A 17,201-nucleotide genomic window follows, 5' to 3' on the forward strand; every position below is an offset into this window, starting at 1 on the left:
AATTAAACGGCTTGAGAGTGGTAAAATACTACTCTCAAGCCGTTTAATTTTATGCTATAGTTCTTATATGTTTTTATATCTTAATTCCGACAGAGAAATGACACCCCTTAGGGAACTTCCAGTCTATATAAATACAGATATGTATAGCATCATCTGCAAAAGAAGGGTCCTTCTCATTCGGTTATCGTCTCCTACTTTTTAGGATAAACGGGGTTTATCCCTGCTGCTTTCAATTTTTTGATCACACCTTCTGCCAGTTGCCGACCCTGTGTCACACCATTCTCAATAGCATCACGGTAATGGATGCCACCATACAGGCGGGAAATGGCAGCTTCCTGTGAAGCCTGATTAAAAGAGGTAAATGACCGTGCATGAATTTCGAACATCTCTTCGGTATTATCTGTAAATGAGAAGTTATCTCCCAGCATATAGGTTAATACAGTTGATTCCGCCGTAGACGCAATACTATGTCCGCTCACATACTCAGGAAACGGTGGTGTTTGCAGCAGTGGCTTCCATTTAGTATCAATATTCTTCTGAATAAATGCTTCAGGACGGACACGGTTAGTTGAAAATTTTGTATCCCAGCAGGCGATAAAGGCATCCATCATCGTAGTAGCAGAAATAGCATGTAAGATGATAGTATGATCAAAATCAATATCTGCTTTTCGTGCGACGATACCTGTTATATTCATCCAGTGACCACCCGGAGTGATCTTCTTAAAACCAATAGCCATATGACCATAAGTAGTTATTGCAAAAGGATTACAATCCCAGTAAGAAGCGATATTCAGATGTTCCTGATTATCTTTCAGCTCCAGACCGGCATGATAAACTTCCATGTTTAACTTATAAAAAGCGCTGCTGGTATCTTTGCTGAATGGTGTAGGCGGTAAAGCCGGATACTGATTACAGGAATCAATGATCATGGGCCTGATAGTACGCCAGTGTGGCTCTACTGCATCCATATAGGCAGGCGGAGTAGGGTACCAGTATGCCTCTCCTTTCAATGGTGTGTAACGTAAACGGGTACTTAATTTTCCATAACCATCCCCTTTAGACCATTTCACAATCTGCGCAGCTACTTCTGTAGCTGCAGCTACAGAATGCTTAATGATACTATCAGGTACTTTATCTTTCTTAAATAACTGTATCAGTTTTTCTTCGTCCTGTTGCAGCATGAAACCGGAAGGCAGCAATTGTTTACCAGCTTCCAGGATAGCATATACTGCGGCAACATGATAATCATACGTACCTACTGTATCACTGATAGTAATAACAGGGTATGATTTAATGAATCCTTTGGGAGAAGGAATGTCTTTATTATGCATCGCTACTATCTGGTAAGCAGCCAGGGTGGCATAACTATAAAAGCGGGTAGCTGCTGGTGGGTTGACTACATCATGCATCATCACCATCGTTAATGAAAAAACAGCAGGCTGAATATAATCAACGATACCCCGGTTGTCTTTTTGCTGTGCGTATCCAAACTGACATAATAATAATATTCCTATGATAAGTCTCTTCATGGTTTATTGTTCTTTATAGAGTGAGATACCTTCATTATTAACACCTACGATCACATACTTTTTATCACCGATTGTCATAGCTGTGGCAGACTTCACATCGCCCTTAACAGAAAGGCCCGCATCCGGCTGATCTACATAACTGAAATCCCCTTTTCCATCACCTTTGAGCAGACAACCATAACCGGCGTCTATGCTTCCCAGCTTCAGCCTGTTATCACTGTGGTTACCGAACAATAAGAGATCTACTTTACCATCGTGGTCAAAATCCCCAGTCACTATTTTTGATACTACAGAGAACTGTGCCTGTAATGGTAACGCGTCCGGAATAAATTTTCCGTTTTTATACAACAGGCATATTGTTCTTGTTTCGTTGACAGTCAGCTTACCTGCTTTTGCAAGATCATCCGGAGGAATAATTTCCTTCATGGTGGCATTCGAGTAATTCTTATAAGTACTGAATTTCCGGCGCATAGGATAAATCTGGTCATTCAGTTCATCCCGGCTAACAAAAGGATAACTCACACCCTGTACATAAAAATTCAAAAATGGATCTATAGAACCGTTCTTATCGAAATCTGCATAGTATAATTCAGCAGGTTCTTTTGCAGAAACATGGATCTGTGTATTATTACCGAGGTTACCTGCGATGATATCATCATGACCATCCCCATCCACATCTGCCAGTGACAAACTGAACCAGAAACCGCCCAGGGGCTGATCAAAGTATTCCGCTGTTTTATCTGTAAACCCGGTAGCCTTGTTAGCAAATACCATGATAGGCATAAACTCTCCACAGATCACCAGGTCTTTTCTGCCATCTTTATCAATATCTGACCATTGTGCATCGGTAATCATACCTGCTTTCGCAAAAGGCACATCTGCGATCGTAAACTGTCCCTTGCCGTTATTCACCAGCAGGTAAGAAACCGGCGCTACAGGATACATACCAGGGATTACACGGCCACCTACGAACAGGTCTATATCACCATCGTTATCAAAGTCACAGGGGCGAACACAGGATTTACTATTGGCACTTACATCGGGCAAAGATTGCTTCGTACGGTAGAAGTTCCCCTTTCCGTCATTGAGGTACAACTGGTCCTGTAATAAAGGTGTATTAGCATCTATAATACCATATCCACCCATAGCCAGATAGAGATCAGGGAAGCCATCCCCATTCGCATCAAAGAAAACAGCATCAGCTACCAGTGTCTCTGTTTCATCTTCCAGTGTCACGTTATTGTTGACAGCAAAACTACCATCCTTCTGTTGCAGGTAAATCTTTCCGGGTTTCTCTGCATCTCCGCTGATAAAGAGATCTTCCAGTCCATCCTTGTTCACATCTGCTTTCGCTACTATAGGCCCTACTTTGGAATACATAAACATCATCAGTAACTGACGTTTAAAATCGTTCCTTCCGTTATCGGTGTGCTTATAATCTATGATGCCATTTGTTTTGCTAAAGATGCCTTTGGGAGAAGGTGCAACAGCAAAAGTAGCATCAGGTGCATAATCTACTTTCAGCAATTCGTTGGCAGCAACGCCCTTCATATGCTGCACTTTATTATCCGGCCATACGATGCGGATAGAATCTATGGTAGTAGCATTCCCCAGCCCAAATAATAACTGAGTAGATACTGCGGAGAGATAACCTCTGTTGGGGTTTACTTCCTGAAATTGTGACAACCCGTTCGAATACACATATACTTTAGCACCGATAGCATTGGTATTGGCGCCGTTCCCTTTTAGTTTAAAAGAGATATAAGAAGTATGGTTATTTTCCCGGCTCATATTCTGGTATATAGACGCTTCGTCATCGATATTATTCACTATGAGGTCCAGGTCTCCGTCGTTATCCAGATCTGCATATACGGCACCACTGGAAATACCGGATTTATCCATGCCCCAGTCTGCCTGCATATTAGAGAAGGTGAGGTCATGTTTGTTTTTGAAGATGTACTTTTTAAGAGAAGTAGAAGGCATGGAACTAACCAGGTCCATCAGCTTCACAGGTTCACGTTCCAGGGCTTTTTTTACTTTATAGTCGCCCCAGTATTTAAGGAAGTCTTTGTTGGTATAATCGCGGAGATAACCATTTGTAATGAATACATCTTTAAAGCCATCGTTATCAAAATCTGCTATCAGCGGACACCAGCTCCAGTCGGTATTAGATAGCCCCGCCATCTGCCCTATTTCGCTGAATGTACCATCTCCATTATTCAGTTGCAACATATTGCGCATGTACTGTTTGTGGAGATCCTGTGACTGCATCAGTTCAAATGTTTCATAGCTCTCCTGTAATTGCAGGAGTTTCTGGCGTTGGTTATCTTCCGGTAACATATCCAGGGTCAGGATATCCGGTAAGCCATCGTTGTTGAAGTCCGCTATATCTACTCCCATTGAAAACTGGGCAAGGTGCCGGAAGCAGCTTTTGGAATCTTCTTTAAAAGTACCATCATGATTATTGATATAACAATAATCAGGTTCGTTATAATCATTGGTTACATAGATATCCTGCCAGCCATCCTGGTTCACATCTGCTATAGCCACGCCTAGTCCAAAGGTGAGTGGGTTTTGTATGATGCCAGCCTTCTGGGATACCTCTGTAAAATGATTGCCATCATTTCTGTATAATTTGTTGCCAGCCAGGGAATCTGTTTCATTTTTTAACTGCGCAAAATCTATGTTATCGATTTTCTTCACGTTATGATTCAGCAGGAACATGTCCAGATCCCCATCATTGTCGTAATCAAAGAACACCGCATTAGTGCTGTATCCGGGATCATCCAACCCATATGCTGCTGCTTTCTCTTCAAACTGTGAGTTGCCTTTGTTGATGAACAACTGGTTTCTGCGCAGTTCATCACTGAATTTGCCGGAGTAACATACATAGATATCAAGGAGGCCATCCCCATTCACATCTGCCATTGTTACGCCTGTTTTCCAACCGCCTTGTTTGCCTCCAATGCCTTTGCCGGCCTCTTTGGTAATATCTTTAAATTTCATGTTGCCCGTATTGAGATATAATTTATTGGGCGTCATGTTAGCGGTGAAATAGAGGTCCTGCAGGCCATCATTATTGATATCGCCTACAGCAACCCCACCCCCGTTATAGAAATATTCGTAAGCCAGTACATTGAGTTTTTCAGTCTCATTTAAATTGTTACTGAACTTTACATTTGTTGTTTTGGAGGGGAGTAACTGAAAAAGCGTTTGTGCTGTAATGATATTGGGAAAAATAAACAGCAGCAAAATAAGTAATCGTGTTGTGGTAGTGGAACAATTCATTGAAGGAAGTTTTTTTAGAAACGCACTACAAAAGGGAAGGTAAAAAGGTAAAAGTTAATGCAGCAACTGCCACATTAACTTTTACACGTGTTCAATAGTCAAAAAAGTACTCTCTAATTAGTTATTGTGCATCCCACCATATTCTGGAAGTCCAGGTGTCACCACCTTGTAAACGACCTACAGCAGCAGCGTAATTGGTTCCGTTCAATGAAACTTCGCCTACCGGATAAGGCTGTCTTCTTGGAATAGTACCACCAGAGAAGTTACCTGGATAAACAACCGGAGTTAACGCAGGATAGCCTGATCTCTTCCAGTTGAAGTAACTCTGAATGTAATTAAACTCCAAACCGGTAGTAGCCCAGTATTGTTCGTTGATCTGTTTCAGAGAAGCAGCTGTTGTTGTTACATTCAGGGGATGTGCAGCTGCATAAGTAGTAGCTGTAGCCGATGAGATAGTAAGATCTGAGCTTATTTCTGCCAGTGAAGTTAATGCAGCAATAACACCATTTGCGTAGTGAGTTGCAGCAGTTCCTGTAACGGTCCATCCTCTTGCCGCAGCTTCTGCCAGCATCAGTTCAGTTTCTGCGTAGTTTAATACGAAGATAGGAGCTGCGTTGTTGGAATATACGGAGAATCTTGGACGGGAGTATTTGCCTGCCTTACTGGTACTGCTCGCACCAGGATAGTTAGGTTCGTTACTGATATCTGTAGTACCCCCCTTAAAGTCATAACCGTTAGGCATACCAATTTGTACAGCAGCACCAATTGTACCCGGACCAGGACTGCCATTTGCTTCTCCATCCAGCGGTACTTCCGCACAAACACCTAATCTTGGGTCAGCATTTGCTTTCAGATAATCAATGAGAGTTTTGCTCCATCTTGTCTGGAAGATATCTGTGTTATAGTCGTGGTTCTGTGCATTTGTGTGGTTGGTGCTTATTTCTGTTTTTACCAGCGCATCATCAGCAGTGCTTGCGAATGTTCCACCAGCAGCTGCTTTTTCAGCCCATGTTTTTGCAGTAGCTGCATCAACTTTGGTTAAACGCATAGCAACACGTAACATCAGTGAATAAGCAAACTTTTTCCATTTTGCTACATCACCACTATAGAATACATCTCCTGTTGCGAGTACTTTAGAAGCATCCAGCATGCCAATAGCTGTTTCCAGATCGGACAGCATAGAGTTGTATACGTCCTGTTGTTTATCATACACAGGACGGGTGATACCTGTTTTACCCTGGAATGCCTGGGAATAAGGAATATCTCCGTATGTGTCTGTAGTTTCCTGCATGATCACTACTTTCATAATCATTGCAACAGCAGTAATGTTTGCTTTAGCCGGATCTCCACTTGTTAAGGAGATAGCTTCGGCTACAAGGTTACCTGCTCCTGTAGAATATTTATCAGTAGAACCGTAGTTCACATTCCAGATACGTGACTGGTAGTCAGGAGTAGAACCGGATGATACATATTTATCACCGTTGGTTTGGTAATCTGACTGCAGAGAGGATGTGGAAGACAATGTCTGTGACCACATACTGGAGAACATGAACAAGGCATAACCCTTTGATGCGAATGCAAACTGACCACTGGTGATGAGATAGTTCGGATCAAAATTAGAGGCACCAGTCTGAGTAGGGTCCGTGTTAATTCCGTTGAAGTCTTTGGTACATCCTACCTGTAGCATGGCAGAAAGGATACCTATATATATGAATACTTTTTTCATATCCTTACTTATTTTAATTTAATGTTAACATTAATACCGTAGGTCCTGGTAGAAGGAACGCCAGTACCTTCGATACCTGCATAACCAATCAGTGTAGAGAATCCGGATTCAGGATCAATGTTATTAGTTTTCTTCATAATTGTCCACAGGTTACGACCTACCAGGGATACCGTAGCAGAGCGGATCAGCGGAAGGCTGGAGAAATATTTCTCAGGAACTGTGTAACCAAATGTTATCTGGCGTAGTTTAATATAATCTCCGTCCTGTACACTGGTACCGGTAATACCCTGAGATACTTGTTTGTAGTAATCCTTTGGTGCCACAACCTTGGTGCTTGCTGTACCATCGGCGAGAACACCTTTAGTCACGCCGTTTGTTTCTCTACCTTCGAGGGTTGATTTGTTCAGACCACGGAAAATAGTGTATCCTTCAGTAGCAGACAGGATCTTGTTACCATAGTTGTAATCGATCAGGAAGGAAAGGTTGAATGATTTGTAGTTAAAGTTGTTATTCAAACCACCATATAATGTTGGTAATACGCTACCAAAGTTTTTCAATGCACTCTTCACAGGTAACCCACTGGTATCAACTATCATCTCACCTTTGGCAGTGTAGGTGTAATCATATGCCTGGATCTGAGGACCTGCTAAACCTTTTACGAAAGCAGTAGTAGCAGAACCCGGAGCAAAACGATAAGTACCGTTAGTGATACTTAAGCCATTATCATCAGTTTCCAGGATCTTATTCGTCACAGAAGTCAAATTGAATGAAACATTCCATGAGAAGTCCTTAGACTGGATAGGAGTACCGGTAATTTCTAACTCCAGACCTCTGTTCTGGGTAGAACCGGTTGGTACATATCCATTATCATAACCTGTTGCAAGACTGAATTTGGTTTTCATGATCTCTTTCTTAGTCTTACGATCGAAGTAAGCAACGTCGAAGCCTAAGCGGTTATCAAAGAATTTCAAATTAAGCCCTAACTCAATTTCTGACACTCTGAAAGGTTTCAGCAGACCACTTGGTAAACTGTTGTTGAATTTACCATTTGGTACACCATTGTTAGTTCCTTCCAGTGCATAGTATACAGAAGTCAGGTAAGGAAGTATTGGTTCTCCACTGGTCTGTGCATATGATGCACGGAACTTACCATATGTCATATTTTTGACGTGTACTAATTCGGAGAACACGAAGCTACCAGACACAGATGGTGTGAATATTTTCACCTGACTGTTAGGAATACCAACCCCTGCGAGTGTAGAGAATACATCATATCTCCCTGTAGTATTTAAAGTCAGGTAATTTTTGTAGCTCAGATCCACTGTATAGTAACCAGAATGAGATTCTTTCTTTGTATAAACATAATCTCTGTTAAAGTTATACACGTTTTTAGGTGTGTAGAAACCGTCAATGATGAATGGGCCACCACCGATAGTTACGAGGTCTGTACCATTTTTCAGGATATTAGCACCTACTATAACATCCAGATTGATGGCTTCTGTCAGCTTCTTGTTTGCACCAAGGAAGAAGTCACCATTTAACTGGTAGTTCTGACCGGTTTTCATGGTGATGCTACCAGAGTGACCAGGGAAAGATGAAGTTGCCAGAGAGTAATCCAAACCGGAAGGCTCAACTGTGAGTACACGGTCATTAGAAAGGTCATAACCTAAACGCCCCTGCGTATATAACCAGCTGGTAAGCTGATAACGCGCAGTAACGGCGGAGATTAAACGTTTTCTACCGATGTTGTTGATATATTTACTTGTTACGAAATATGGATTTGTAACATAGTTATCATCACTGAATACAACTTCATGACCATTCAGCGGGTTGAAGCCCGGAGCCAGGATCCTTTCGTCGATATTCGGAGCAAGGAACAAACCGTTGTTTGCGTTGTTTGGACCATCGCTCAACTGTGGTTTATTCTGCTGGTATTCATCAACGTAGTTTACCAGTACTTTAATATCCAGTCTCTCTCCTATCTTCTGATCTGCATTTAAGTTAACAGTCTTTCTGTTCAGTTCACTGTTTGGAACAATAGACTGACCATTCAGGCTGGATGCTGATAAACGGAAAGAACTCTTTTCAGTACCACCTCCAATAGCGATGGTATTAGTCAGAGAAGGAGCCGTTCTATAGAAGTTTTTGATATTATTCTTAAATGGAGAATAAGCATAAGTTTTACCATCATACTGAGTGAAGGAAGAACCGTCCATTTTACCACCAAAAGCAAACCTTGCAGAACCCTGCGCATCAGCTGCGTTATTTGGTTTGGTGCCGATTACCCCCTGGCCATAAACGTACTGGTAGTCGGTATAGTTGATGGCCTTATCATTGGTATAGTTCATGTTATACTCAACAGTGTACTGACCTTTCTTACCAGATTTAGTAGTAATCTGAATGACGCCATTTGCAGCTCTTGCACCATATAATGCAGATGCAGCCTGACCTTTCAGAACAGTCATGCTTTCGATATCATCCGGATTAATGTTAGCAATACCATCACCGGCATCAGCACCACCCCACTCACTTGCAGCACCACGTTGTGTGTTATCCATCGGAATACCATTAATAACGAATAATGGCGCACCACCGGAGTTCATACTAGGCATACCCCTTAACAGGATACGTGCAGAAGAACCAGGTCCTCCGTTGGAACCGTGTACATTCAAACCTGCTACGCGTCCACCCAAAGAGAGTGCTACGTTACTTTCCCTGGCTTGTGTCATTACACTACCATCTACTTTAGATACAGAGTAACCAACTTTACCTGCATCTTTCGTAATACCCAATGCCGTTACCACCAACTCACCCAACTGAGTGGTAGATTCGTCCATCAACAGATCGAGTGAAGATTGATCGGCAGTAACCTGCATCGTTTTAGTACCATATCCTACAAGTGAAAGCTGCAATGTAAAAGCGCCCAAAGGGGCATTTAATGTAAAAGAACCATCACCACCTGAAACTGTGGCAGTATTCTTCTCCTTAGCAAGAACAGTTACACCTGGAAGTGGTGACCCTGATTTTGCATCTTTGATAGTTCCTTTCAACTGTCTTGTTTGAGCAAATGCTACTGAAGACAGTAACAGCGCAATAACCAGCAAACGAAGTTGTCTCATTATCGATTTAGTTTTTGGTTTGAAAATAAACGAGCGCATAGCACTCTCTCTAAGTCACGGGCAAAGGGCTCCGCTTTGATTCTACAGTTCATCATTGTTTCTGTTTTCTGTTTTATTGTATTAAATGAGCAATACAGTATCATCCCGCCTTTCAGGCAGGAATTTGGTTGAGCGTTCTGAAGAAGATTATTTAATTAAGTAGAGCTATTTTTTCATTGTTTCTGTTTTATAATGTTTAATAAGCAATACAAGTCCTGCTCGCCTTTTTAAGGCAAGAATTGGTTGATCATCCAGAAGATGATTATTTAATTTAGTGTGCTATTTTTTTCATTGTTCAACTGTTATAACACACACGAATTATCACTAAGTTCAAAAACCAGGTACGAGCTATCAGCCCGTTATATTTATCTGAATAAATTTTTAAAAATGAAGTGTATTTCTATTACGTGATTAAAAGATTATTGGTTACTTCCTGAAAATTCAATAGTTCAGTAGATCCACAATGACAAGCGCCATTACAATGCCCCACACACCAGTACTATTCCTAAAAAATGAAGTGTTTTTCTGTTACGTGACTATAAGATTAATAAGTTACTTCCTAATAAAGATTCAATAGTTCAATAAATTCAATGACATGTTTTCCTGAGATATACGTTTAACACAACAAGCTCTATTCTGCTTTCTTAAATACGTTCACTGTTATTCTAACACAAAGTACTAAATTTTAACATTTTGTACAATAGCCAAGAAGTGGTACATAGATATAACCTATTAATAGGTTAAACAAATACTATTTTAACAACTACTGGCAGTATATACGCTTTATCTCACTTTTCTTTGTATTCTCCTTATCAAGTAACTTAATCAACCAAAAAAAGCTTGTGAAATAAAGGTTAAATTTTTAGTCTATTGCAAGTTAATATTATTAAATATTTATCCCACCCATATTAGTAATAAATATGTTATTAATTCTTATATTGTTGAAGACCCTTTTTTGCTAAACCCTTTAACCCAATATTATATAAACGAATAAATCCCTCCTATGGTTCTTCAATAACGCTCATTTATTCACCCTCATAAATAACCCGTAACAATGGCCAAACATGCATTCACCCTATGCTGTAGCTTCATGCTGCTCATCTGTCAGCTCCACGTATCTGCACAATCAGGTACCGGTCTGCTCGCTACCTATTACAATGGAATGGATTTTCAAACTAAAGTAGCTTCCCGTACGGATGCCACCGTTAATTTCTCCTGGGGTACCGGTTCTCCCCTGTCCGGAGTAAATGCAGACAGCTTTAGTGCCCGCTGGGAAGGACAGATCCAACCCCTTTACAATGAAACCTATACCTTCTACATTACCTCAGATAATGGCAGAAGAATATGGATCAATGATCAACTGGTAGTAGATAAATGGGTCAATGACTGGGATATTACCTATTCCGGACAAATAGCCCTTAAAGCCAACCAGAAATACGATATCCGCATCGAATACTTTGAGGCTTACGGCGGCGCCAATATTAAGTTTGAATGGTCCAGCCCCTCCCAGGTAAAACAGGTTGTACCTGCTTCTCAATTGTATTTCTCTACCACCTATGGCTCCGGATTGAGCGTTGATTACTACAACGGACTCAATTTTGAAAACAAAGTATTATCCCGTACAGACGCTGCCGTTAATTTCGACTGGGGGTATGGCTCTCCTGGTGATGGGGTCCATGTTGATACCTTCAGCGCCCGCTGGACCGGCTACATCCTGCCTCGCTATACAGAGAACTATACTTTATATATTACTTCGGATAACGGACGGCGTATCTGGATCAATAACGTGTTAGTAGTAGATAAATGGCTCAATGATTTCAACGTTACTTATAGCGGTCAGATTACACTCAACGCCAACCAGCTATACGAAATCAAAGTAGAATACTTCGATGACTACGGTGGCGCCAATATTAAACTGGAATGGGCCAGCGCCTCTCAGGCCAGGGAAATACTTCCCCAGAGCCAGCTGTTCCCGCAGAATGTAACAACTCCCTGGCAGATGAAACAGGCTAAACTGATGACGAACTACGCCTCACAGGTAAGCCCAACGAATGCCCTGCCAGAATATCCAAGACCACAACTCCAACGCCCCGACTGGCTTAACCTAAACGGCGTATGGCAATACAAGAAAGGTACAGCGGGAGAAGCCCTGCCTACCAGCAACCTACCGCTTAGTATTCTCGTTCCTTACCCTGTTGAATCGGCCCTTTCCGGTGTAATGGAACATAGCAACCGTCTGTGGTATAAAAGGAAATTCACCCTGCCTGCCAGTTGGAGCGGTAAAAAGATCATGCTCAACTTTGGAGCAGTCGATTGGGAAACAGAAGTTTTTGTGAACAACCAGAGCGTAGGCACTCACCAGGGCGGTTATGATGCCTTCTCTTTCAATATTACTCCTTACCTGAACCCCAGTGGCACGCAAACGATTACCGTAAGGGTATACGACCCTACAGATGAAGCGGCAAACGGATACCAGCCTATAGGGAAACAAACCGTTACGCCGGGCGGGATCTTCTATACCCCTACCAGCGGCATATGGCAAACCGTATGGCTGGAGCCGGTGAACAACACGGCCACTATCTCCGATATCAAAATCACACCGGATGTAGATGCCAGTCAGCTGAAACTAACCGTAAACGTGAGTGGCAATACCAGTGGCCTTACTGTCACGGCTACTGCTAAAAACGGTGCTGTTGTTACCGGAATGGTTATCGGCAACGCCAATACTGCTCTTACTATTAACATTCCAGCTGCGCATTTATGGTCCCCTACCGATCCTTTCCTCTATGATTTGGCTATTACGCTGAACAGCGGCACCACCGTCCTCGATAGCGTGAATAGCTATTTCGGGATGCGTAAAGTAAGTATGGGATCATCAGACGGGTTTAATAAAATCTTCCTGAATAACCAGCCTTTATTCTTAAAAGGTCCGCTGGACCAGGGCTTCTGGCCAGACGGGATCTATACCGCTCCTACAGATGAAGCGCTGAAAAACGATCTGCTGAATACAAAGAACCTGGGCTTTAACATGACCCGCAAACATATTAAAGTGGAACCTGCCCGCTGGTTCTACTGGGCAGATAAGCTGGGTATAATGGTATTGCAGGATATGCCTTCTTTAAGGGCCTTTGTCGATCCTTCTGATGCCGGTAAACTAATCTTTAAGAATGAGCTGACCCAGTTGATCAATAAGTGTTACAACTACCCTTCTATCTGCATGTGGATTGTATTTAATGAAGGATGGGGCCAGCATGATACAGAAACCCTAACTCAGTATGCCATCGGTTTAGACCCCAGCCGGCTTGTAAATGCGGCCAGTGGCTGGAACCATTATAATGTGGGACATATATGGGATACACACGCTTATCCCAATCCCGGTTATGAAGCAAATGCTTCTAAAATAGTGATATGCGGAGAGTACGGCGGTGTTGGACTCACCATACCCGGCCATACTTATACCACTAATGAATTCTATTATTTTCGTGCCTATAGCGGTGAAGAAGTATTGTATGAGTTTAAAAAGTATGCCTATTATCTGAGCGATTTTGAGAAAACACATGGTATGTCTGCATCTGTTTACACAGAGCTGGCAGATCAGGAAGGTGAAATCAACGGGTTTTATACTTATGACAGAAAAGTCTTAAAAGTAGATCAGCAGCTGATGGCGGCCGCTAATGCTATACCGGGTTCTAAACCAACGTATACCACTATACTTCCTGTTTCACAATCCTGGAAATATACCACCACTGCCCCTGCCAGTAACTGGTATGCAGAAACGTATAGTGATGCAGCATGGTCTACCGGCACTGCTCCTTTTGGTACACTTGCCCCTTATGGTACATCCTGGACCAGCAACGATATCTGGCTCAGAAAGACTTTCAACCCGGGCAATCTTACTGCTGCACAGGTAAAAAAACTGGTGTTTAAGATGTTCCATGACGAGGAAACGGAAGTTTATATCAATGGTATTTATGCCGGCAAAACCCGGCAGTTTGTAACTGAATATGTACACGTCCCGCTCTTTGATGCGGCGTTAAATGCCATTCGCCCTAATGCGAATAACGTGATTGCGGTACATTGTAATCAGACAACCGGCGGACAGAAAATAGATGTGGGGATGGATTTAGTGGGAACACTAACGTTGGCGACTGTTGCCGTGAAAAATCCTTTAGTAAATGAAACATTTGTATTGTATCCGAATCCTGTGGATAAACAATTACATATCCAGTCGTCCAAACCTGTAACAGGTGGTATTATCAGGATCTTTGATATGGCCGGCCGGCAGGTGATGATGCTGAAAGCGTCTTCACAGACGATAGATGTGTCAAAGTTGCCTTCAGGGGTATATACATTGCAGTTTATGCAGGGAGATAAAAATGTGACGAGGGAATTTGTGAAATAAAAAGAAATGGCTCAGTTAATGCTGAGCCATTTCTTTATTTTAGTTTATCTGCTTTTACACCTTCTTTTGTAATCTTCACCGGGATAATAAACCCGTTCTCATCAAAATGCATTTCATCTATACATACTACCCTGTTATTAGCAGCCGTCTCTGTTAAAGGCCGTCTGTGATAAACAATATACCAGCGGTCTGTACCCGGTACATTAATTACAGAATGATGTCCTGCGCCGGTTGCCACAGCTGTATCCTGCTGTAAAATCTTACCTATCCTCTTAAAAGGACCGGCAGGAGAATCGGCGATAGCATAAGCCACAGAATAATCCGGGCCACCCCATCCCCCTTCAGACCACATAAAATAATATTTACCATTCCTGATAAACATAAAAGGGCCTTCTACATATCCGGACGGTGTAATCTCATTAAAAACAGTATCTACCGTTTTAAAATCAGTACTCAGTTTTGCAATGTTGCAATGCTGCCAGCCACCGTAAATGATATAATACTGTCCGTCTTTATCATGAAATACAAACTGATCTATCGGTTGTGCCCCATTGTGGAACTTATCTATCAATGGTTTACCAAGGTAGTCTTTATAAGGACCAGCCGGACTATCTGCCACTGCTACACCAATCCCACCTTTAGCATCATTATTCTGGATATCATTTGCTGCAAAGAAGAAATAGTACTTACCTTCCTTTTCCACAATAGCAGGCGCCCACATAGCCCTGTTAGCCCATTTCACAGCAGCCGTATCCAGGATATGGTCGTGTTTGGTCCAGTTTACCAGGTCGCGGGAGGAGAAGGCATCAAAAAATACCTGTTTTTCATATCTGTCTGAAAAAGTAGGATAAATCCAGTATTGCTTACCGAAAATAGCGGCCTCCGGATCGGCATACCATCCCTGGACAATAGGGTTGCCGGACCTCTTTTTCTGCTGTGCATCAGCAGAATGACATAAAGCAATTAACAACAGGAGCGTTAGCGCCTTGCTCATAATATTTCCAGTTTAAGCTTGCAAGATAGTAATAGCAGTTTTCTTTTCCCAACACCGTCTGTCATTACAAATTCGGGCAGTATTGAAATTTGTGCTTAATTTTAATATAGCATTCAAAAATAAGGACTATTGCCAGAGGAGCGGGAATTGATGAAGCAGATCGCCAGGGGAGACGAATCTGCGTATACACTTGTCTTCAATAAATACAGCAAACAGGTGTTTGATGTGGCTATGCTTTACGTAAAAGACACCCTTACTGCACGTGAAATAGTACAGGAAGTCTTTCTTAAAGTATGGCTGAAGAGAGAAACTATGCCCTCTATCAACAATTTCGAAGACTACCTCTTTATCCTCACCAGGAACCATATATACGATTCCTTTAAAAAACAGGCCGTACGCAGCAAAGCCTATGATTACCTGTTCCATCACCAGCCTACCGCTGTGGATGATGCCGATTACCGTGTTCAGGACCATCAATATGAAAACCTGCTGGATAAGGCTGTTTCCCATCTGCCCCCCGAACGTAAAAAGGTGTATGTAGCCCGGAAAGAGGGTTTCAGCAATGAAGAGATCTCCCATCACCTTAATATTTCTATCCATACTGTGAAAAAACAGATGCAACTAGCTATGTCCTCTGTGCGCACTTTTATCAAACAGCGTCTTTCTTAAAAAATATTTTCTGCCCCGATACTCCTTTTGATTTTACCGCTCGTCTTTACTCCGTATCTACCGCTGCCAAATGTATTGTTTATGACAACGTCAGAAATAAAGCTATTACTTGAAAAGTATAAGAATAACGAGATCAGTGAGGAGGAATGCCTTCGCCTGCTGCGGGAAGTAGGGGACGATGAGCATGCAGAAGCTATTAAAGCAGATATACTGGCTGCTTTACATAGTGAAGTACCGGATGCAGGCTGGAATGAAGAAGGGATGTTAATGTCCATCTTCCAGGCGGATAAACCGCGTAGCAGGAAAAGAGGTTACATCGCCCTTGCAGCCATGCTGGCAGGCGGGATGATCATAGTGGGCATCTATACTTTACCGGAAAAGAAACCTGTAGTTACAGCCAAAGTTGAACACCATGCTTTAACTCCCGGAGCTACAAAGGCTATGCTCACCCTCGCCGATGGGACCGTTGTGCCTTTAGACAGCGCCAGTACAGGCACCCTTGCCCAACAGGGTAATACACAGGTGATGAATGCCAATGGCCATCTTAGTTATAAGGCGCAGGGCAATACATCTGCAGTGATGTATAACAAAGTGATGACGCCTCATGGTGGCCAGTACCAGCTTACACTGGCAGATGGTAGCCGGGTATGGCTCAACGCCGCCAGCAGTATCCGCTTCCCTACAGCCTTTACCGGCAAGGAAAGACTGGTAGAGGTTACTGGTGAAGTGTACTTTGAAATTGCGAAGCAGGCCAGTCAGCCCTTTAGTGTGCGGGTGAATGATATAGATGTAAAAGTACTGGGTACCAGCTTTAATATCATGGCGTACAATGATGAACAGGCTGTGAAGACCACCCTGGTAGAAGGTGCTGTGCAACTGACGCACAACGGTCAGAGCAGTGTACTTAAACCGGGATTACAGGCCAGCCTGTCGGCACAGGACAAACAATTTGTGATTACACCGGCAGATCTGGAACAAACCCTGGCCTGGAAAGAGGGGAAATTCCGTTTCAGGAACACCAATATCAAAGCCATCATGCGGCAGTTATCGCGCTGGTATGATATGGATGTGAGTTACCAGGGAGATGTTTCTGATATAGACCTGACGGGTGTGATCTCCAGGAGGGAAGACGCAGACAAACTACTGAAAGCATTGGAAACCACACAAAGGGTACATTTTGAAGTAAAGGGTAATAAGATTACAGTAATACCACATTAACAATTAAAAATTTCCAGTTATGACCACGTAAGAAATAAATCCACGGCCTGGAAAAAACCGGACCCCGACTGCAATCAGGGCCCGGCAAAAGATGGCTCCAATTTCCTTAACGTTTGAAAATCGATTATTAAGCCAACAACACAAAAGTATGGAACTACGCGTTACATGCAAATCCCCTGAAAGGAGTGGATTTGTACACAGTAAACTATTGATGGTT

Annotated in this window: 8 protein-coding genes; 3 read left to right on the forward strand and 5 right to left on the reverse strand. The window is 42.5% G+C overall.

The window, feature by feature from the left end; translation table 11 throughout:
- Positions 1-191: 191 nt before the first annotated feature.
- The 4 genes from BMW86_RS03810 to BMW86_RS03825 form a co-directional block, all read right to left on the reverse strand.
- Positions 192-1,529 (reverse strand): vanadium-dependent haloperoxidase, encoded by a 1,338-nt coding sequence (locus tag BMW86_RS03810; protein WP_089779118.1) that lies wholly within the window; start codon positions 1,527-1,529, stop codon positions 192-194.
- 3 nt (positions 1,530-1,532) lie between these two features.
- On the reverse strand, positions 1,533-4,817 hold the full coding sequence (locus BMW86_RS03815; protein ID WP_089779120.1) for a VCBS repeat-containing protein: 3,285 nt from the start codon (positions 4,815-4,817) through the stop codon (positions 1,533-1,535).
- 121 nt (positions 4,818-4,938) lie between these two features.
- Positions 4,939-6,543: a SusD/RagB family nutrient-binding outer membrane lipoprotein gene (locus BMW86_RS03820; RefSeq protein ID WP_177189143.1), complete on the reverse strand. Its 1,605-nt coding sequence runs from the start codon at positions 6,541-6,543 to the stop codon at positions 4,939-4,941.
- Positions 6,544-6,551: 8 nt separating this feature from the next.
- Complete coding sequence (locus BMW86_RS03825) at positions 6,552-9,662, reverse strand: SusC/RagA family TonB-linked outer membrane protein (RefSeq protein WP_089779125.1); 3,111 nt, start codon at positions 9,660-9,662, stop codon at positions 6,552-6,554.
- Positions 9,663-10,755: 1,093 nt separating this feature from the next.
- On the opposite strand from BMW86_RS03825, the gene BMW86_RS03830 reads away from it, so the two are divergent.
- A complete protein-coding gene (locus BMW86_RS03830) occupies positions 10,756-14,103 on the forward strand; it encodes a PA14 domain-containing protein (RefSeq protein ID WP_089779127.1) in 3,348 nt (1,115 codons plus the stop codon).
- Between the two features lie 34 nt (positions 14,104-14,137).
- Here the strand turns inward: BMW86_RS03830 and BMW86_RS03835 are convergent, their stop codons facing one another.
- Positions 14,138-15,097, reverse strand: a complete 960-nt coding sequence (locus tag BMW86_RS03835; protein WP_089779129.1) for a glycoside hydrolase family 43 protein — start codon at positions 15,095-15,097, stop codon at positions 14,138-14,140.
- Between the two features lie 129 nt (positions 15,098-15,226).
- On the opposite strand from BMW86_RS03835, the gene BMW86_RS03840 reads away from it, so the two are divergent.
- Together BMW86_RS03840 and BMW86_RS03845 are read left to right on the forward strand one after the other, a co-directional pair.
- A complete protein-coding gene (locus tag BMW86_RS03840; RefSeq protein WP_143056475.1) occupies positions 15,227-15,766 on the forward strand; it encodes an RNA polymerase sigma factor in 540 nt (179 codons plus the stop codon).
- Between the two features lie 81 nt (positions 15,767-15,847).
- Complete coding sequence (locus tag BMW86_RS03845) at positions 15,848-16,984, forward strand: FecR family protein (protein WP_089779134.1); 1,137 nt, start codon at positions 15,848-15,850, stop codon at positions 16,982-16,984.
- The last annotated feature ends 217 nt before the right edge of the window (positions 16,985-17,201 follow it).

It is taken from the genome of Chitinophaga sp. YR573 (assembly GCF_900110995.1).
In the GTDB taxonomy this organism is placed as follows: domain Bacteria; phylum Bacteroidota; class Bacteroidia; order Chitinophagales; family Chitinophagaceae; genus Chitinophaga.